17 protein-coding genes are annotated in these 18,424 nt (G+C 70.1%); 7 read left to right on the top strand and 10 right to left on the bottom strand.

Going from position 1 to position 18,424, the window contains the following annotated elements; genetic code table 11:
• Positions 1 to 127 precede the first annotated feature (127 nt).
• The 5 genes from ACLJO0_RS17905 to ACLJO0_RS17885 form a co-directional block, all read right to left on the bottom strand.
• Positions 128 to 1,414 carry an alpha/beta hydrolase family protein gene (locus tag ACLJO0_RS17905; RefSeq protein WP_410579621.1) on the bottom strand — a complete coding sequence of 429 codons (1,287 nt, stop codon included), beginning with the start codon at positions 1,412 to 1,414 and terminating at the stop codon, positions 128 to 130.
• A gap of 145 nt (positions 1,415 to 1,559) precedes the next feature.
• Complete coding sequence (locus tag ACLJO0_RS17900; RefSeq protein WP_410579620.1) at positions 1,560 to 2,501, bottom strand: TAXI family TRAP transporter solute-binding subunit; 942 nt, start codon at positions 2,499 to 2,501, stop codon at positions 1,560 to 1,562.
• Positions 2,498 to 3,901, bottom strand: a complete 1,404-nt coding sequence (locus ACLJO0_RS17895) for a sensor histidine kinase (RefSeq protein WP_410579619.1) — start codon at positions 3,899 to 3,901, stop codon at positions 2,498 to 2,500. Before ACLJO0_RS17895 ends, ACLJO0_RS17900 begins: the two co-directional genes overlap by 4 nt.
• Positions 3,902 to 3,904: 3 nt before the next feature.
• Complete coding sequence (locus ACLJO0_RS17890) at positions 3,905 to 4,573, bottom strand: response regulator transcription factor (RefSeq protein ID WP_125794147.1); 669 nt, start codon at positions 4,571 to 4,573, stop codon at positions 3,905 to 3,907.
• A 10-nt stretch (positions 4,574 to 4,583) separates the two neighbouring features.
• Positions 4,584 to 5,942 (bottom strand): MFS transporter, encoded by a 1,359-nt coding sequence (locus tag ACLJO0_RS17885; protein ID WP_410579618.1) that lies wholly within the window; start codon positions 5,940 to 5,942, stop codon positions 4,584 to 4,586.
• Between the two features lie 191 nt (positions 5,943 to 6,133).
• Here ACLJO0_RS17885 and fabG point away from each other — a divergent pair, with 191 nt between their 5' ends.
• Together fabG and fabI are read left to right on the top strand one after the other, a co-directional pair.
• A complete protein-coding gene (gene fabG, locus ACLJO0_RS17880) occupies positions 6,134 to 6,838 on the top strand; it encodes a beta-ketoacyl-ACP reductase (protein ID WP_005150154.1) in 705 nt (234 codons plus the stop codon).
• 48 nt (positions 6,839 to 6,886) lie between these two features.
• Positions 6,887 to 7,654, top strand: coding sequence for an enoyl-ACP reductase FabI (gene fabI / locus ACLJO0_RS17875; RefSeq protein ID WP_410579617.1), 768 nt, complete (start codon positions 6,887 to 6,889; stop codon positions 7,652 to 7,654).
• A 64-nt stretch (positions 7,655 to 7,718) separates the two neighbouring features.
• On the opposite strand, the gene ACLJO0_RS17870 is transcribed toward fabI, so the two are convergent.
• The 3 genes from ACLJO0_RS17870 to ACLJO0_RS17860 all read right to left on the bottom strand — a co-directional run bounded on the left by ACLJO0_RS17870 (position 7,719) and on the right by ACLJO0_RS17860 (position 9,973).
• The gene (locus tag ACLJO0_RS17870) at positions 7,719 to 8,123 is read right to left on the bottom strand and encodes a nuclear transport factor 2 family protein (protein ID WP_410579616.1); all 405 of its coding nucleotides are present in this window, start codon (positions 8,121 to 8,123) and stop codon (positions 7,719 to 7,721) included.
• An 8-nt stretch (positions 8,124 to 8,131) separates the two neighbouring features.
• Positions 8,132 to 9,313 (bottom strand): Cmx/CmrA family chloramphenicol efflux MFS transporter, encoded by a 1,182-nt coding sequence (locus ACLJO0_RS17865; RefSeq protein WP_410579615.1) that lies wholly within the window; start codon positions 9,311 to 9,313, stop codon positions 8,132 to 8,134.
• Positions 9,314 to 9,388: 75 nt separating this feature from the next.
• Positions 9,389 to 9,973 carry a TetR/AcrR family transcriptional regulator gene (locus ACLJO0_RS17860; RefSeq protein WP_410579614.1) on the bottom strand — a complete coding sequence of 195 codons (585 nt, stop codon included), beginning with the start codon at positions 9,971 to 9,973 and terminating at the stop codon, positions 9,389 to 9,391.
• Positions 9,974 to 10,058: 85 nt separating this feature from the next.
• On the opposite strand from ACLJO0_RS17860, the gene ACLJO0_RS17855 reads away from it, so the two are divergent.
• Complete coding sequence (locus ACLJO0_RS17855; RefSeq protein WP_410579613.1) at positions 10,059 to 11,105, top strand: ferrochelatase; 1,047 nt, start codon at positions 10,059 to 10,061, stop codon at positions 11,103 to 11,105.
• Between the two features lie 303 nt (positions 11,106 to 11,408).
• Here ACLJO0_RS17855 and ACLJO0_RS17850 read toward each other — a convergent pair whose 3' ends face one another.
• Positions 11,409 to 11,978 (bottom strand): TetR/AcrR family transcriptional regulator, encoded by a 570-nt coding sequence (locus ACLJO0_RS17850; protein ID WP_410579612.1) that lies wholly within the window; start codon positions 11,976 to 11,978, stop codon positions 11,409 to 11,411.
• A gap of 86 nt (positions 11,979 to 12,064) precedes the next feature.
• Between ACLJO0_RS17850 and ACLJO0_RS17845 the strand changes: the two genes are divergently transcribed.
• Complete coding sequence (locus ACLJO0_RS17845; RefSeq protein ID WP_410579611.1) at positions 12,065 to 12,949, top strand: alpha/beta fold hydrolase; 885 nt, start codon at positions 12,065 to 12,067, stop codon at positions 12,947 to 12,949.
• The gene (locus ACLJO0_RS17840) at positions 12,946 to 13,566 is read left to right on the top strand and encodes a VC0807 family protein (RefSeq protein WP_410579610.1); all 621 of its coding nucleotides are present in this window, start codon (positions 12,946 to 12,948) and stop codon (positions 13,564 to 13,566) included. The genes ACLJO0_RS17845 and ACLJO0_RS17840 overlap by 4 nt, the downstream gene beginning before the upstream one ends.
• A 4-nt stretch (positions 13,567 to 13,570) precedes the next feature.
• Here the strand turns inward: ACLJO0_RS17840 and ACLJO0_RS17835 are convergent, their stop codons facing one another.
• A complete protein-coding gene (locus ACLJO0_RS17835; RefSeq protein WP_410579609.1) occupies positions 13,571 to 14,368 on the bottom strand; it encodes a hypothetical protein in 798 nt (265 codons plus the stop codon).
• 135 nt (positions 14,369 to 14,503) lie between these two features.
• Between ACLJO0_RS17835 and ACLJO0_RS17830 the strand changes: the two genes are divergently transcribed.
• A complete protein-coding gene (locus ACLJO0_RS17830; protein ID WP_396561605.1) occupies positions 14,504 to 15,901 on the top strand; it encodes a sigma 54-interacting transcriptional regulator in 1,398 nt (465 codons plus the stop codon).
• Positions 15,898 to 17,856, top strand: a complete 1,959-nt coding sequence (locus ACLJO0_RS17825) for a vWA domain-containing protein (protein ID WP_410579608.1) — start codon at positions 15,898 to 15,900, stop codon at positions 17,854 to 17,856. The genes ACLJO0_RS17830 and ACLJO0_RS17825 overlap by 4 nt, the downstream gene beginning before the upstream one ends.
• Positions 17,857 to 18,424 lie beyond the last annotated feature (568 nt).

Genomic DNA, 18,424 nt, shown 5'->3' with positions numbered 1-18,424 from the left:
GGAAACTCACGTGAGCGCCTGACTGGAGTCCTTCACGGACCGAGCCTGAGATCAACCGCAGCGGGAATCCACGCAGGTACCTAAGCCACCCTTGGCCCTAACCGTCCTTACCACTCACGGCCCCTTCTCAGTCGATGAAATCGATATTCGGGTGGCGCGGCGACTCGCCGTCGAACAGGTGCCGGTCGCGGCCCTTCAGGTGCAGATCGAAGAACGCGCCGATGTACTCCCGTTGCGCGGCCAGCGATCGGCGGGGATCGATGGTGCCGATGACCGCCTCACGCTTCTCCGGCGCGACTCGCGAACCGAGCTGCGGCACGACGACCTGAAGATCGCTGTAGGCCATGTGCGTGCTGCCGCCGCGCAGCAGCAGGTCCCGCTTCCAGCCCCGCTGGTTGGCCCAGAAGTCCGCCCAGCTGCGGTCGAAATCGGGCTGCTTGTGCGTGTGCTCCAGCGGCTTCCCGTTCTCGTCGACGCCCTCGGCGCCCATCAGCATGAACGGCCGGTCCAGGCCGCGTTTCGTGACCTCGCCGGGCACGTAGGCACTGCCCGGCGGGTAGCCGAACGCGGTCGCCATCGCGCCGTCCAGGTTGATCCCGGCGTCGATCCGGCGGTCGTGCACCATCGCCTCGCCGGAGGTGAACCCGCCGTAGGAATGCCCGTAGGCACCGACCCGGGACAGGTCGAGTGACCAGCCGAGGCCGCGGGGGAGCTGCCGCTTCTCCGCGTCGGGATTCTCGCCGCGGGCGATCTTCGCGAGCTGGTCGAGGACGAATCGGGTGTCACCGACCCGCGCGTCGAGCGCCTTCTTCATGAATTCGGGGCCCTCGCCCGGCGGCAGGGCCGTTTCGAGCCGCCCGCCGGGGAATTCGACCGCCGCGCTCTCGTAGGTGTGCGAGAGCGAGACGACGACGTAGCCGCGGCTGGCCAGATCGTCGACGATCGCCGAGTACGTCTCCCGAGGCCCGCCGAAACCGGGCGAGAAGAGCGCGACCGGCTTGGGCGCGCCGTGCGCCGCGGGAACGCCGAGCTCGGCCCGCCGCTTTGCCGACTTCCAATCGATGGAGCCCGCCGGGAGATCGAGATAGTCCTTGCTCGCCAGCGTCTGGTCGATGACGCCGCTGATGCCGGGCGTGAGCCACGGCGCGCGCGGTCCGTCGGCGAACCGGTCCGCCGGATAGGTGACGGTGACCATGAGTTCCCGGCGCCGTTCCGGTTTCCACGGATCGGGGCGGGACTGGTCGACGAGGTGGAGGTCGGTGGTGCCGACGTCGTGGTGGCCGGTGAGAGCCGGTGCGGTGAGCTTGGCCTGGTCGGCCGCGACGGCGGGGGCCGCCGTGGCGAGCCCGCCCGCGAGCGCGAGGCCCGCGATCAGCGCCGAACCCCGCACCACCCTGGTGTGTCTCGATGACACTGTCCCATGTAGACCATGTTGCGACGACCGCATGAATTCGCCCACTGCTGGAGTCCTTCCAGATCGGGGCGGCCCGGCGGCCGCCTGCCTCCGACCCTGGCAGCGCGCGAGGTCGGCGCGCATCCCTCTGAAGATGGAGCGCGGGTCACCCGTGCAGGGCACGGTAGGCCGACGCGGCACCAGGATGCAGCGGGACCTTGCCAGTGCCGATCAGCGTCCGGACGTCGAGGAACTGGGTTCCGACGGCGGGCGCCGGGACGAGGTCGGCGGCGTGTCCGGCCAGCACGCGCGCGACGGCGGCCGCGACGTCGTCGGGCAGTGAAGGGGCGGCCAGCAACAGGTTCGCGACGCCGATCGTCCGCAGTTCGCCGACGCCCTGGTAGGCCTGCGCAGGGACGTGGACCTGGTCGTACACCGGGCCGTAGCCCGTCCGTAGCGCCGGCAGCTGGGCGTCGAGGGGGAGCAGGGTGATCGCGGTGGACCGGTTGAGCTCGGTGAGCGCGGGAGTCGGGATCCCGCCGGACCAGAGCAGCGCGTCGACCTCGTGTGCCGCCAACGCGTTGATCGCTTCACCCAGGAGCAGGTTCTTCGCCTTCACCGGCACTTGGGCGCGGGCGAACAGCCGTGAGCTGAACACCGCCACGCCGGAGCCGCTCGCGCCCATCGCCACCGGTCGTCCGGCCAGATCGGCGAGCGACCGCACGCGGCCGTCCGCGCGGACCACGAGCTGGTGGTAGTTCTCGTAGACGCGGCCGATGGCCGAGAAGGCGATCGGGACGGAGAACGGCTCCGCGCCGGTGAAGGCCGCCTCGGCGACGTCGCCGAGGACGAGCCCGAGATCGGCCCGGCCGTCCCGCAGCCGCCGCAGGTTCTCGACGCTGGCCTCGGTGGCGACGGCCGTCGCGCGCAGCCGCGGCTCCGCCCGGTTCAGCTGCTGGGCCAGCAGTTCCGCGAAGGCGAGATAGAAGCCGCCGCTCTCGCCCGCCGAGATGACGACCTCCCGCTCCGGCCCCCGGTAGCCGGCCGTCGAGCAGCCCGCGAGGGTGGCGAGCCCAGCGAGGATCGCCGTACGCCTGGTGACGGTCACGGCTTTTCCCCTGTCGCGAGAGGGAGTTCGACGCGGACTTCGAGTCCGTGCGGTTCGGCTTGGCGCAGTTCGAGTTTCCCGCCCCGGGCGAGCACGTGCTGGTTCGCGATCGAGAGGCCGAGTCCCGTCCCGCGCGGCGCGCCGTCGCCGCCTGCCCGCCAGAACCGTTCGGTCGCCCGTTCACGGTCCTCTGTGGACAGTCCAGGACCGTTGTCGGACACGAAGACCGTGGCGGTCGTGTCACCGGTCTCGTAGCCGGTGGTGATCGTGGCGCCGCGGCCCGCGTAGTGCACCGCGTTGTCCAGCAGGACGTCCAGCACTTGGGCGAGATCGCTTTCCGGGCACCGCACGGGCACCGGCTCGTCGTGGCCTTGCGACGCCGCGAGGCGGACTCCCGCGTCGTCCGCCGAGGGACGCCACGCGTCGACGCGTTCGGCCAGTACGGCCGGGAGATCGCAGGGTTCGTCGCCGGATTCCCCAGCGGCGAGCCGGGTCGCGGCGCTTTCGGCGAGCGCCAGCGCGAGCAACCCGTCGAGCAGGGACTCCAGGCGCTCGACCTCCGCGACCGTCGCCCGGTAGGCCCGCTGGCCGTCCCCATCGACCTGCGCGGCCAGCGAATCCACCCGCAATCGCAAGGCGGCCATGGGATTGCGCAGCTGATGCGACGCGTCCGCGACGAGCCGCCGCTGCTGCTCGGACGCCTCGACGACGGCGTCGGACATCCGGTTGAACGACGTCGCGAGCGAACGCAGCTCGCGGGGCCCCGCCCGATCGGGAACCTGGGCGCGATGCCCCTCGGTCACCGCCTGCACGCCGGTCTCCAATTCGTGCAGCGGCCGCACCATCCAGCGGGCCAGCAGGACCGCGAGCAGTACGAACAGCGCCGCGACCAGCGCCGCGCCCGCGACGATCGTGGCCCAGCGGGTGGCGACGTCGGCCGCCGCCGCGGTCACCGACGCGCGAAGGACGACCACACCGGCCACCCGCGTCCCGGTGCCCACCGGGCGGGCGAAGTAGACCGGATCCGCCGACCACGGGCTCAGCTGCTCTGGTCCCTTCGCGAGCTGGTTGCGCAGCGCGGCTTCGACGAGTGAGCGGACCACCGGTTCCCCGGCGGTCATCCCGCCGGTTTCGACCAGCGGCCCACCGCGCGCGTCGACCACCACGACGGCCTCGCTGTATAACGACGAATACCGCGCGGCGTCGACCGTCAGCGTGGTCGCGTCCCCGGCGTCGACGGCTTGCTGGGCGAGGACGACGAACCGGTCGACGTCGGCGTTGCGGGCGATCACCAGCTGCTGGGTCCGCTGCGCGGCGGTCGACCCGAACAGCGGGATCGCGAACGCGGCGACCACGGTCAGCGCGAGCGCGACGAGGACGACCAGCAGCCGGGTGCGCACCGGTCAGCCCCGGCCGAGGCGGTAGCCGAAACCCCGGATCGTGGTGAGCAGTCCCGGCCGGTCGAGCTTCGCGCGCAGCTGGGTCAGGTGCACGTCGAGCGAACGGGAGACCGCGAGGTACGCGTCGCCCCAGACCTCGTCCATCAGCTGCTGGCGGCTCACCGCGGTGCCCGGCCGCGCGGCGAGCACGGCCAGGACGGCGAATTCCTTGGCGGTGAGCCCGATGTCGGTCCCGTCGACGAGCACGCGCCGCGCGCCGAGGTCGATCTCGACGTCCTCGACGCGGACGACGCCGTCCTGCGGCGTCGCCGAGACCGCGGCACGCCGGACGACCGCGTCCATCCTCGCCAGCAGTTCGGCAAGGCGGACCGGTTTGGTCAGGTAGTCGTCGGCGCCGAGCCGCAGTCCGCGCACCACGGACCGCTCGTCCCCGCTCGCGGTGAGCACGAGCACCGGCACCGGAGAGACCTGCCGGACCTTCCTGAGCACGTCGAGCCCGTGCATGTCCGGCAGGTTGAGGTCCAGCAGGATCACGTCGGCCGCGCGATGCCGGTGCAGGGCGTCGCTGCCGCGGATCGCGTGGGAGACGGTATGGCCGCGCGATTGCAGGGCTTCGGCGAGCGCGTCGGCGACACCGGCGTCGTCTTCGACGAGCAGCACCCGCACGGCCATACCTTCCCGCCTAGCCTTCTCGGCCGGACACGAGCTCGGGCTCGGGCCGGCTCTTCTTGTCCAGCTCCGAGGTCTTCGAGGTTTCCCGCATTGTGCCGTACACGATCAGCGACACCAGGACACAGCCCGCGACGTAGAAGAAGAACACCGATTCGTGACCGGCGCCCTTCAGCGCCTGCGCGATGAGCTCGGCGGTGCCGCCGAAGATCGCCACGGTGAGCGCGTAGGGGAGACCGACGCCGATGGCGCGGATCTTCGTCGGGAACAGCTCGGCCTTCACGATCGCGTTGATCGAGGTGTAGCCGGTGACGATCACCAGCCCGGCCAGCATCAGCAGGAACGCGAGCACCGGCTCCTTCGTCCCGCCCATCAGCGTCATGATCGGGACGGTCAGCAGCGTGCCGGCGATGCCGAAGAACATCAGCAGCGGACGGCGGCCGATGCGGTCGGAAAGTTTGCCCGCGAACGGCTGCAGGATCGCGGCGACGAGGATCGCGCAGAACAGGATCAGCGTGACCGTCCGGCGCGGGATGCCCGCGGTGTTCTCCATGAACTTCTGGCTGTAGGTGGCGAAGGTGTAGAACGACACCGTGCCGCCGAGGGTGAGGCCGACGACGAGCGCGATCTCCTTGGGATACTTGATGAGCGCGCGCAGCGTGCCCTTGTCGCCCGCCTCCTTGCCGGTGCCGGACGCCTTGGCCTCTTCGAAGCTGGCCGACTCGTCCATCCCGCGGCGCAGGAACATCACCACGACCGCGGCGAGCGCGCCGACGACGAACGCGATCCGCCAGCCCCACGACGTCAGCTGCTGTTCGGTCAGGATGGCCTGCAGCAGCAACTGGAGACCGAGCGCCAGCAACTGGCCGCCGTACAGTGTCACGTACTGGAAGCTGGAGTAGAAGCCGCGTTTGCCCGGAGTGGCCACTTCGGACAGATAGGTCGCGGAGGTCGAATACTCCCCGCCGACCGAGAGCCCTTGGACGAGCCGGGCCACCAGCAGCAGGATCGGTGCGGCGATCCCGATCGAGGCGTAGGTCGGGGTGACCGCGATCATCAGCGACCCCGCCGCCATCAACGTGACGGAAAGCACGAGTGCGCTTCGTCGCCCGAAGCGGTCGGCGAAGCGGCCCAGCATCCAGCCGCCGAGCGGTCGCATGAGGAAACCGACGGCGAAGACCGCCGCGGTGCCGAGGAAGGCCGCCGTCGTGTCCTTGGTGGGGAAGAAGGACTTGGCGAAGTACGTGGTGAAGGCGGCGTAGGCGTACCAGTCGTACCACTCGACCAGGTTGCCGATCGAGCCGCGCAGCACGTTGCCGACGACTCGCCTCTCGCTCACGGGCGGCGAGGATTCGCCGATCCGGGTTGTCATCTTTGACCTCCTGTGTTCCGGCTCACGGTGAACAATCCGTGACCGCCGGGCAAGGTTTCGGCGCGGTTCCTAACATCCGCTTAGGACGGTCGCGGTTACCCGGAGGTAGGGGTGGCGCGGCTCCGGCGGGCGCCGGGCGAGCCGATAACCTCAGTGCCGTCAGCGCGACACGACGAGGCGAGGAGAGCTCTGTGGGACGGTCGGTACTGGTCACCGGCGGCAACCGCGGCATCGGTTTGGCGATCGCGAAGGACCTCGCGGCGCAGGGGCACAAGGTCGCGATCACGCACCGCGGTTCCGGAGCACCCGACGGTCTCTTCGGCGTGCAGGCCGACGTCACCGACGCCGAGCAGATCGACGCCGCCTTCAAGCTCGTCGAGGAGCACCAGGGTCCGGTCGAGGTCCTCGTCGCGAACGCGGGCATGACCGACGACACCCTCCTCATGCGGATGAGCGAGGAGCAGTTCACCCGCGTGGTGGACGCCAACCTCACCGGCGCCTACCGGGTCGCCAAACGCGCCTCGCGCGGCATGCTGCGCGGCAAGTGGGGCCGCTACATCTTCATCTCGTCCGTCGTCGGCCTCACCGGCTCGGCGGGCCAGGTCAACTACGCGGCGAGCAAGGCGGGTCTCGTCGGTCTCGCCCGTTCGCTCGCGCGTGAGCTGGGCTCGCGCAACATCACCTCGAACGTCATCGCGCCGGGCTTCGTCGCCACGGACATGACCGACGAACTCGGCGAGGACCGCAAGAAGGAGATCCTCGCCCAGGTTCCCTCCGGCCGGTACGCCGAGCCGTCGGAGATCGCCGCCGCCGTCCGCTACCTCGCCTCCGAAGAGGCCGGGTACGTCAACGGCGCGGTGCTGCCGGTCGACGGCGGCCTCGGCATGGGCCACTGACGTTCCCGTTTTCCCGTACCGATCGAAACCACCCGGACTGGAGGTCCCGTGCCAGGACTGCTCGAAGGCAAGCGCCTGCTGATCACCGGCGTCATCACCGACGCCTCGCTCGCGTTCCACGCGGCCAAGATCGCGCAGCAGGAGGGCGCGAAGGTCGTGCTCACCGGCTTCGGCAGGCTGTCGCTCGTCGAGCGCATCGCCAAGCGTCTCCCCGAGGAGGCGCCGGTGCTGGAGCTGGACGTCACCAACCAGGAGCACCTCGACTCGCTCGCCGACCGTGTCCGTGAGCACGTCGACGGGCTCGACGGCGTTCTGCACTCGATCGGGTTCGCCCCGCAGTCCTGCCTGGGCGCGCCGTTCCTGGACGCCCCCAGCGAGGACGTGAAGGTGGCCGTCGACGTCTCGGCGTACTCCTTCAAGGCGCTCACGGTCGCGACCCTGCCGCTGCTGTCGCGCGGTTCGTCGATCGTCGGCATGGACTTCGACGCTCGCGTCGCGTGGCCAGCCTACAACTGGATGGGCGTCGCGAAGGCCGCGCTGGAGTCGGTCAACCGGTACCTGGCCCGCGACCTGGGCCCGCAGGGCATCCGGGTCAACCTGGTCAGCGCCGGCCCGATGAAGACCATGGCCGCGAAGTCGATCCCCGGGTTCGCGGATCTGGAGAACGGCTGGGGCGACCGCGCCCCGCTCGGCTGGGACAGCTCCGACCCGGACCCGACGGCGAAGTCCGTCTGCGCCGTGCTGTCGGACTGGCTGCCCGCCACCACCGGCTCGATGATCATGGTCGACGGCGGTCTGCACGCCACCGGCTTCTGAGTTCGTAAGTACATGAAGGCCCCCTTCCTTGCGCCAGGCGCAAGGAAGGGGGCCTTCATGTACTTCAGGGCCGGACGGCGTTGGCGACGTGCCAGGAGTCCTCGAGCAGCAGGTACTTGGTGATCAGGCCGTCGCCGTTCACCTCGAACTCGATGGTGAAGGCCGTCTCGATCACCTTGCCGGTGCTGCGGATCGTCGAGCGGAGGCGGCCGATCGCGACCGCGTGCGGCCCGTCGGCGAGGACGCGTTCGACGTCGAACCGGTCCTTGATGAGCCCTTTGTCGAGCAGTTCGTAGAACTCGCGGATCTCCGCCCGGTTCCGGCGCGGGCCGATCCACGGGACGAGCTCGGTCGCACCGGGGATGTCCCACGCGACGCTGTCGGCGAACAGTTCCGTGGCTCCGTCGGTGTCCCCTGTGGACATTCGGCGGAAGAACTCGGCAAGGGTGGTTCGGGTTCGTTCGGACATGATTCTCCTTACTGGGTAACGGGTTCGCGGAGCAGGCGGGTGTCGTCAGTGCGCTGGACACCGGCGGCGAAGGTGAGTGCGACGACGGTGGCGACGCCGAGGCCGACGCTCACCCAGGCGACGCTGGGATAGCCGAGACCGGCGTCGATCGACTCGCCGCCGAGCCACGGTCCGACGGTGTTGCCGACGTTGAACGCGGCGGTCGTGCTCGCGCCGACGAGCGTGGGCGCGTTGCCCGCCACGGCGAAGGCGCGGACGTTCAACGCGGGATTGACCCCGAATCCGGCGACGCCGAAGAGGAAGACGGCGAAGATCGCGACCGGGGTCGCCGGGCCGGACAGCGCGAGCAGCACGAGGGCGAGCAAGGCGACGGCGAGGCCGCCGTAGAGAGTCGCGAAGGGCCTCGCGTCGGCGAGCCGTCCGCCGACGGTGATACCGATCAGCGCGCCGAGCCCGAACAGGGAAAGCACGCCCGGAACCCAGCTTTCCGGCAGTCCGGCGACTTCGGTGAGCATGGGCGCGAGGTAGCTGAAGGTCGCGAAGATCATCGCCTGTGCGAACGCGATGACGCCGAGTGCCAGCCAGAACCGGCCGCCTCGGTAGAGCCGCAGTTCGGTCGCCACGTCGGTCTTGGCCTCACCGTTCTGCGTCTCCGGGACCAAGGCGAAGACCCCGATCAGCGCGACGACGGTCAGCGCCGTGACCGCCCAGAACGCGGCCCGCCAGCCCGCGTGCTGGCCGAGGAAGGTCCCGGCGGGCACGCCGGCGATGTTCGCGACGGTGAGCCCGCCGACCAGGATGGCCAGCGCGCGGCCGCGGCGCTCGACCGGGACGAGCGCGACGGCGGTGGCCGCCGCGACCGCCCAGAACCCGGCGCAGGCGACGGCGCTGACCACGCGGGTCGCGAAGAGCAGGGCGTATCCCGAACTCAGCGCGCCGACCACGTGCGAGATGCCGAAGACGACGAGCAAGGCCATGAGGGTGGCGCGCCTCGGCACCCGCAGCGTCGCGATCGCGAGCAGGGGAGCGCCGACGACCATGCCGATCGCGAAAGCCGAGATGAGCAGCCCGGCCTCCGGGATGCCGACGTTCAGATCGGCCGCCATCCCGGGCAGCAGGCCGGTGATCATGAACTCGGACGTGCCGAGCGCGAACACGCTCAGTCCGAGTACGCAGACTGCCAAAGGCACGGGGATTCCCTCCAGTTTTGTATTGATCAGTCCAAAATGTGGGCAGCGTTGCGCACGGGGATTTCGTTCCAGGTGTTACTTCGCGGCGATCGCGTCCAGTGCGATGGCGGAGACGGCCTCCATGGCCGCCCGTCCAGCGCCGCGGCGGGACATCAGCCGCAGGCCGGCGACGGTGCTGTGCGCGAACTCGGCGATGGCGCCGGGCTCGCGGTCGCTGTCGACCGTCCCGTCGAGCTGGCCTTCCCTGGCGCAGGCCGAGAGAAGGGTGAGATGCCGTCCGGTGTCGGCGTCGATCCGCGCCTTGATCTCGGGATCGCGATCGCCGAACTCGGCCACCGTGTTGACCACGAGGCAGCCTCGGCCGTGGTTCGCGACTTCCTCGGCGATCGTGTACGAGAACAAGGTGCGGAACCGATCGAGGCCGGTTCCGGACTCCTCCAGCAAGGCCGTCCTGGCCACGATCCCGCGTTCGGCGTAGTGGTCGAGCGCGCGCACGAACAGTTCGTGCTTGCTGGTGAAGGTGTTGTAGATGCTGCTGCGGCCCAAGCCGGTGGCTTCGCAGAGGGCCTGCGTCGACGTGCCCTCGTAGCCGCGAAGCCAGAACGCGTCCATGGCGCGCCCGATCGCGGCGCGCTCGTCGAATTCCTTCGGCCTGGCCATGGGGGCGACCGTACCAGGTTTTGGATCGCTCGGTTCAAAATGGGCCGGGTCAGCGTGCGGGGCGCCACAGCGGCAAGATGACAGGGTGGGTTACGACGCGCTGCTTTGGCTTTCGTTCGGTGGTCCCGAGGGACCTGACGAAGTGATGCCGTTCCTGGAGAACGTCACGCGGGGCCGCGGGGTCCCCCGGGAACGACTGCTCGAGGTCTCCGAGCATTACCAGCACTTCGGCGGGGTCTCGCCGATCAACCGGCTGAACCGGGACGCGATCGCCGCGGTGGAGAAGCAGCTCGCGGCCGCCGGGATCGAGCTGCCCGTCCACTTCGGCAACCGCAACTGGCGGCCGATGGTCGAGGACACCCTCGCCGAGATCACCAAAGCGGGTGCCCGGCGCGTCCTGGTCTTCCCCACGAGCGCGTACGGCGGCTACTCCGCCTGCCGTCAGTACGACGAGGACATCGAGCGCGCCCGTGCGTCGGTCGGCGACGGCGCGCCGGAACTGGTGAAGCTGCGGCAGTTCTTCGACCACCCGCTGTTCATCGCCGCCTTCGCCGACGCAGTTCGCGCTGCGCACGCGAAGCTGGGGAACCAGCCTGGAACCAGGACCGTCTTCTGCGCCCACTCGGTGCCCGAATCCGCCGACACCGCGTCCGGGCCGCCCTCGGAAGGCGGCAGGCGCTACTCGCGTCAGATCGCCGAGGCCGCGCGCCTCGTCGCGGCCGAAGTGGGAATCGAGACCTACGACGTCGTATGGCAGTCGCGCTCCGGTCCGCCGCAGGTGCCGTGGCTGGAGCCGGACATCGTCGACCACATCGACGCGCTGCACGCGGAAGGCGTCACCTCGGTGGTGGTCTGCCCCGTGGGTTTCGTGTCCGACCACCTCGAGGTGATCTGGGACCTCGACAACGAGGCCGCCGAACGGGCGGCGGAGCACGGCATGGGCTTCGCGCGGGCCTTGACGCCGGACACCGACCCGCGTTTCGCCGAGCTCGTCGTGGAACTGATCCGGGAGCACACCGACGGGGCACCCGCGCGGAAGCTGTCGCCCTTCCCGGCGGCCGGGTGCACGGTCAACGGCGCGCCTTGCGCGATCGGGTGCTGTGAGCCCGCGAAGAGGCCCGCACGTCCTTGAAGAGCTCGACCGGCTCGGTACCAGTGACCTTGCCCTCCCGAGGTACATGAAGGTGCGAAGGTCGAGTTTCCTCGGCTGAGTCGAGGGAAGAGGGCCTTCACGGACTCGGGCCTGGCTCCAGCACCGGCGATGTCATGTGATTGACCGGACGATTCGTCCGCCCGAACACGCGTGTCGTCCGTCCAATCACGCGAAACCGCCATCCGCGCACCGGCCCGCGGCCAACCTCGCGTCCAGGCGCCCGTAGGTACCTAAGCCACGGCTGGCCCGAACCGTCATCACCACTGACGAGGTCGATCGTCGTCAGGCGGTGATCCTCGACAGGTGGAGGTCGATCAGGGCGATGGCCTCTTCGCCGGACTGATAGCCGAGCAGCACCGCGTCGCCGAGGCCGGAGACCAGCGCCAGCAGGAGCGCGGCTTCGGTGACCGGGTCGACGGTGGGCACGAGTTCGCCGTCGACCCTGGCGGCGGTGAGCATGGCCGCCAACGCGTCACGGAGCTGCCCGTGGCCGGTCCGGAAGTGGCCGGCGATCTCCGGATCCTTGAGCGCGCGCATCAGGAAGGCGTTGGCGACCAGCGCTTCGTCCCTGGCGGCCTCGTTCAGGGGGAGCAGGGCGATGAGCAAGTCCCGTACGCCGAGTTCTGACGGGGTGGCGATGCGCTCCTCGAGCCCGCTTCGCAAAGTGGTCGTCGCGAAGCGCAGCATGTCGTCTCTCGACGCGAAGTAGTGCTGAACGAACCCTTTCGAGATGCCCGCTTCGGCCGCGACCTCGTTCAGGCTGACCCCTTCGAGCCCCCGGTCGGCCGCGATACGCCGGACGGCCGCGGCGATCTGCTGCCGCCGGTCCTCGTGATCGACTCGTTTGGGCACCCGCTCCTCCTTTGGCAGTCCGATCGGATTGCAAACTTCTCACCAATTGTTTACAATCCGATCGTACCGTAAAAGGAGGGGTGTAGATGAAGGTGGGCGGTTTCGCCTCGTCGGAGGCACGGGCCGAGTACGAGGTCGTCTACGAGCGAGGTCTGGCGGCTTTGCCCGCGGCGGCCGGGATCCACGACGTCGAGACGGCGTTCGGGGTGGCGCGCGTGTACCGGTTCGGGCAGCCGGGTGGAACGCCGATCGTATTGTTGCCCGGTCGTGCCGGGACCGCGGTGATGTGGGAACCCAACCTCGCCGCGTTGCTCCGGCACGGCGAGGTCTACGCGGTCGACCTCATCGGCGAACCCGGCCGCAGTGAACAGACCGCCCCGATCCGGGACGGTGTGGACCAAGCCGCTTGGCTGAGTACGGTGCTCGCGGAGCTCGACCTGGCCGCAGTGCACCTGATCGGGTACTCCTTCGGTGGCTGGCTCGCGGCCAACCTCGCCGCGCGGGCGCCGGAGCGGCTGAGTTCGCTCACCCTGATCGACCCGGTGCTGACTTTCGGCGGGCTGACCGCGGGACTGGTCGTCCGCGCCACGCTCACCGCTATTCCCGGCGTCAGCCGATGGGCCCGGCCGTCGTTCCTGCACTGGATCTCCGGTGGCGCGGAGGTCGACACCACGGATCCGGTCGCGCGGGTGATCGACGAAGGAATGCGGACCTACCGCATCGCCCTGCCGTCACCCAGGTTGATCACCGACGCGCAGTTGCGCTCACTGCGGATGCCCGTGCTGGCCCTGATCGCCGGGCGCAGCGTCATCCACCACCCGGATCGCGCGGCCGCACGGGCTCGCGGGCTTCTGCCGCGGGGCCAGGTCGAACTGTGGCCTTCGGCGACCCACGCCATCGCGGGCGAAGCGGCGGACAAGGTCAACGCGCGGATCCTGGCGTTCCTGGCGGCAGAGGAAACACCGTCGTGACCGGGCACGGCAGGAATCCGACGCTCTCCTTGCTGCTCTGGGATGTCGCGCTCCCGTTGGCCGCGTACTACGGGCTCCGGCTCGCCTGGCAGAGCGAGCAGGTCTCCTTGCTGGCCGGGGCGGTGGTGGCCGCGGCCCGGATCGCCTGGGTCGCCGTCCGCGACCGGTCCTTCGACGGCTTCGCCGCGTTGCTGGCAGGCGTGCTCGGGGTCGGGCTCGTCCTCTCACTGGTCAGCGGTGACGCGAAATTCCTGTTGCTCAAGGAATCCTTCGCCACCGCGACCGCCGCGATCGTGCTGCTGGTGAGCTGCTTCAGCCGTACGCCCATGGTGCTCGTCGCCGTGCGGGCCGGGTCCAGCGCGGCCAAACGCGCCGAGATCGACCGCCTCACGGACGAAGTGCCCGCTTTCCGCCGGGCGTTCACCCGGATGTCGGCGGTGTGGGGAGTGGCGCTGCTGCTGGAGGCCGCGGTCCGCGTGCCGCTGGTCTACACCCTTTCGGCGGACGTGATGAACGTGCTCAGCGTGGTCCTGCTGATCACGGTCATCGGAGGGCTTTCGCTGTGGTCCGTCCGGTATGCCGAGAAGATCCAGAAAAAGCACACCGTGACCACGTGAACGGCTACGGGTGCCTGTCCGCCTGCTCGGCGAACTCCCGCACCGCTTCGTTGATCGCCGCGCACCGCGCGTTGCGGACGGCTTCGGTCAGCGGCCGCAAGGCCTCCGCCCGCCGAAGCGCCGCCGACGCGGAGAGCGCGCCGCCCGGATCGTCGGATTCGGCGATGGCGAGGATCGCCGCGATCTCCTGGGATCGCTGGAGCACCCGCAGTGCCCGGCCGGGCATCCCCGCGGGCCAGGGCGCGTCGGTGGCCGCCCGCAGCCGAGCCGAAAGTTCCGCCCGCACACCCGGCCGTTCGCTGGCGACGTCCAGGGTCTGGAGCGCGCCCGCGCTCGCCCGGATCGCGTCGGTGAGGCCGTGCTCGGCCTCGCCGAGCGGGCGGTACTCGAGGACGCCCGGCGTGGGCACCGAGTACACGGTCCACCGCATGAGACCTTCGGCGATGGCCTCGGGGACGACGCCGTAGCCGAGATCCGGCAACAGGACGGCCTCACCGGTCCGAAGCGCGGCTTCGGTGAACTGCCCGCCGCCGCCCAACCCCCGCACATCGCCGGGTACCGGGAGCAGCAACTGCATGCTCTTGGCGCCCTGCGCGCGCAGGGCGAGCAGCAGCTGGACCGGGGTCGCCGCCCGGTTGAACGCGAGCGGCAGGTCGAACGCCTCGGCGGCCGCCGCGTCCGCGGCGACGAAGTCGTGGGCTTCGCCCCAGACCTGAAGGGCGTCAAGGATGTCGTCGGAGGCGGCGGCTCCGTTCAGCCACGCCGAAGACCAGACCGCGAGGGTCGCACTAGGACGGCACACTGGACTGATTTTAGTCGTGCTTCCGGCGAAACCCGGAAATGGGCGCGTTATCGAGGGGGAGGGCAGGTGAACGTACCCGGAGCTGGAGTTGCTTCACGTCGACAGAGGCCACGGTCGCGACGTAGCGTCGAACGGGTGAACGATGTTCCCGCAAACCTGCCCCGGACCGCCGGGGACCTCCGCGCGGCGGGTCACCTGCCGCGGTCGGTCAAACAAGAACTGCACGACAACCTGCTCGCCAAGCTCCGCGCCGGGGAAGACGCCTGGCCCGGGATCGTCGGGTTCTCGCGCACCGTGCTGCCGCAGCTGGAACGCGCGCTGCTGGCCGGGCACGACGTCGTCCTGCTCGGCGAACGCGGCCAAGGCAAGACCCGGCTGCTGCGCACCCTCGCGGGACTTCTCGACGAATGGACGCCCGTCATCGACGGTGCCGAGCTGGCCGAGCATCCGCTCGACCCGATCACCCCGGAATCGCGCCGTCGCGCCGCCGAACTCGGCGACGCCCTGCCGGTGACCTGGCGCCATCGCGACGAGCGGTACACGGAGAAACTGGCCACACCGGACACTTCGGTCGGTGACCTGATCGGCGACGTCGACCCGGTGAAGGTCGCCGAAGGCCGCAGCCTCGGCGATCCCGAGACCATCCACTTCGGACTCGTCCCGCGTGCCCACCGCGGCATCGTGGCGATCAACGAGCTGCCGGACCTCGCCGAGCGCATCCAGGTCGCGTTGCTGAACGTGATGGAGGAGCGCGACATCCAGGTGCGCGGCTACACCCTGCGCCTGCCGCTGGACGTGCTGCTGGTGTCGACGGCCAACCCGGAGGACTACACCAACCGCGGCCGCATCATCACCCCGCTCAAGGACCGGTTCGGTGCCGAGATCCGGACGCACTACCCGCTCGACGTCGAGTCGGAGATCGCCGTCGTCCGGCAGGAGGCGCATCTGGTCGCCGAGGTCGGCGAGCCGCTGCTGGAGGTGCTGGCCCGGTTCGTGCGGAACCTGCGCGAATCACCGGTGATCGACCAGCGGTCGGGCGTCTCGGCCCGGTTCGCCGTCGCGGCGGCGGAAACGGTCGGCGCGGCGGCGCTGCGCCGGTCCGCGCTGACCGGTGAGGAACCCGCCGTGGCGCGTCCCGTCGACCTCGATGCGGTGCCCGCGGTCCTGCGGGGCAAGCTCGAATTCGAGCCGGGCGAGGAGGGTCGCGAGACCGAGCATCTCGTGCACCTGCTGCGCCGGGCGGTCGCGGAGACGGCCCGTTCGCGGTTCGCCGGTCTGGATCTGCTGCCGCTGGCCGACGCAGTCGAGTCCGGGCACCTGGTCTCCACCGGGGAACGCGTGCCCGGCAAGGACGTCCTCGCCGCGCTGCCGGAACTGCCCGTGCTCCACGACGTCGCCGCGCGCGCCGGCGTCGGCCCTGACGAACCGGCGGGGCGGATCGCGGCCGCGGTCGAACTGGCACTGGAATCCCTGTTCCTGTCGAGGAAACTCGCCAAGGACTCCGACGACGGCACGACCGTCTACGGCCGATGAGCGCCGCCCCGGAGGGCTACTCGTACGGGCCGTGGCACGACGGTCCGGATCCGCTGGCGCCGCCGGCGGATCTGCGGGACGCGCTCGACGAGATCGGCCGCGACGTCATGGCGGGCGCCTCGCCCCGGTCCGCGCTGGAGGAGCTGTTGCGGCGCGGCACCCCGCGCACCGCCGGGCTCGACGAACTGACCAGGCGGCTCTGGCAGCGCCGGTCGGAGATCCAGCGGCGGCACCGGCTGGACGGCACGCTCCAGGAGGTTCAGCGGCTGCTCGACCAGGCGTTGGAGGCCGAACGGCGCGAGCTGTTCCCCGATCCGGACGACGACGCCCGCTTCCGTGAGGCTCAGCTGGACGCGTTGCCGCCGGGGACGGCGGCGGCCGTACGCGAACTCGCCGAGTACGACTGGCGCTCGCGGGAGGGCAGGGAGAACTACGAGAAGATCCGGGACCTGCTCGGCCGTGAGCTGCTGGATTCCCGCTTCGAGGGGATGAAGGAGGCGCTGCGGAACGCCGGACCGGAAGAGGCCGAGCGGGCCAACCGGATGCTCGCCGATCTCAACGACCTGCTGGCCGCGCACGCACAGGGCCGTGAGGACGTCCCGGAGCGGTTCGCGGAGTTCATGCGCGAGCACGGCGAATTCTTCCCGGAGAACCCGAAGAACGTCGAGGAACTGATCGACGTCCTCGCCGCTCGTGCCGCGGCCGCGCAGCGGATGCTCAACTCGATGACCCCGGAGCAGCGAGCCGAACTGGCCGAACTGTCGCAGCAGGCGTTCGGCGATCCCCGGCTCGCGCAACAACTGTCCACTTTGGACGCCCAGCTGCGCGCGCTGCGGCCCGGCGAGGACTGGACGTCTTCGGAACGGTTCCGGGGCGACGATCCCTTGGGCCTCGGAGAGGGTGCCCGCGCGATGTCCGACCTCGCCGAACTGGACGCGCTGGCCGAACAGCTCGGCCAGTCGTATCCCGGCGCGCGGCTGGAGGACATCGACGTCGAGGCTCTCGAACGCCAGCTCGGACCGGACGCCGGCGTTGACGCGCGGCGGCTGTCCGAACTGGAACGCGAGCTCCGGCGGCAAGGCCTCTTCGAACGCGCCCCCGATGGCACGCTTCGCTTGTCTCCCAAGGCTTTGCGGCGACTCGGAGAGACAGCGCTCGCCGACGTCGTGAACGCGCTGCGCGGCAAGATAGGTCAACGGGAGACCGAGTCCGCCGGCGCCGCGGGTGAGCCGACCGGCGCGACCAGGCCGTGGCGGTTCGGGGACACGCAGCCGTGGGATGTCTCCAGGACGGTCCGCAACTCCGTCCTGCGCTCGGTTTCGGTGGGGGCGCGGCAGGTCCGGATGGACGTCTCCGACGTCGAGGTGATCGAGACCGAGCACCGGTCGCGGGCGGCGGTGGCGTTGCTCGTGGACACCTCGTGGTCGATGGTGCAGGAGGGCCGCTGGCTGCCGATGAAGCGGACGGCGCTCGCGCTGCACCAGCTGATCAGCACCCGGTTCCGCAACGACGCCCTCCAGCTGATCACCTTCGGCCGTTACGCGACATCGGTCGAACTGGCCGAACTCGTCGGGCTGGAGGGCGCTTGGGAGCAGGGCACCAACGCCCACCACGCCCTGCTGCTGGCCGGACGGCATCTGCGGCGGCATCCCGACGCGCAGCCGGTGGTCCTGATGGTCACCGACGGTGAGCCGACGGCGCATCTGGAGGCCGACGGTTCGGCGGAGTTCGACTATCCGCCCCAGCCCAGGACGCTGCTCAAGACGTTGTCCGAAGTGGACCGGATGGCGAAGCTGGGCGCGTCGGTGACGGTGTTCCGGCTCGGGGACGACCCGCGCTTGACGGAGTTCGTCGACCTCATCGCCCGCCGCTCGGGCGGCCGCGTCGTCGCTCCGGATCTGGACGGGCTCGGCGCCGCCGTGGTCGGCGACTACCTGCGGGTCAGGAAGCGGTAGTGAGGGGTGGGCCGAGTCGGCTCCGGTACCTACTGGCCTCGGCTGAGCGCGGGACTCGGAACACACCTCTAGCCCAGTAGCCCCACCAGGCACAACGATGGCGCTCGAAGGCCTTCCCCCAGTACATGGAGGCCCCCTTCCTGTACCTAGGCGCAAGGATGGGGTCCTTCATGTACTGGGGAAGGGTGAAGGTCGAGTTTCCTCGGCTGAGCCGAGGGAACGGGGCCTTCACGCGCTGTCGCTGTAGCGCTGAGACTCCAGGTGGTGTTCCTGCCCGCCCCCAGCCTCGGCTCGGGCTGAGCTGAGTCCGGCATGTAGTAGTGAAGGGCCTCTTCCCTACTCTCAGGGTAGGCAAGGAGCCCTTCACGGACCTGCGATCCCGACCCACCCGCCGTAGGTACCTAAACACGCTTCGCTCTAACCCGAATCGCCACTCACGACCACCTGTACCGATCGCGAACTCGGCCGTACGCGACCGAACCGGTCCAGCTCGGCTGCCTGGTGCGGGAGCCGAGGACCAGCGGATTACGTTACTCCGGCCGTGTCCGGCTCCCACCGGACGGGAACG

The organism is Amycolatopsis sp. lyj-108 (genome assembly GCF_046549005.1).
Classification (GTDB): Bacteria; Actinomycetota; Actinomycetes; order Mycobacteriales; family Pseudonocardiaceae; genus Amycolatopsis.
This window is presented reverse-complemented; position numbering and strand designations above follow the sequence as displayed.

What these genes read in the sequence shown, in the direction of transcription:
- ACLJO0_RS17890 (WP_125794147.1), bottom strand. Translation starts at nt 4,573, where the DNA reads ATGGCCGTGCGGGTGCTGCTCGTCGAAGACGACGCCGGTGTCGCCGAC.
- ACLJO0_RS17825 (WP_410579608.1), top strand. Translation starts at nt 15,898, where the DNA reads ATGAGCGCCGCCCCGGAGGGCTACTCGTACGGGCCGTGGCACGACGGT.
- ACLJO0_RS17860 (WP_410579614.1), bottom strand. Translation starts at nt 9,973, where the DNA reads ATGGCCAGGCCGAAGGAATTCGACGAGCGCGCCGCGATCGGGCGCGCC.
- ACLJO0_RS17845 (WP_410579611.1), top strand. Translation starts at nt 12,065, where the DNA reads ATGAAGGTGGGCGGTTTCGCCTCGTCGGAGGCACGGGCCGAGTACGAG.
- ACLJO0_RS17870 (WP_410579616.1), bottom strand. Translation starts at nt 8,123, where the DNA reads ATGTCCGAACGAACCCGAACCACCCTTGCCGAGTTCTTCCGCCGAATG.
- ACLJO0_RS17885 (WP_410579618.1), bottom strand. Translation starts at nt 5,942, where the DNA reads ATGACAACCCGGATCGGCGAATCCTCGCCGCCCGTGAGCGAGAGGCGA.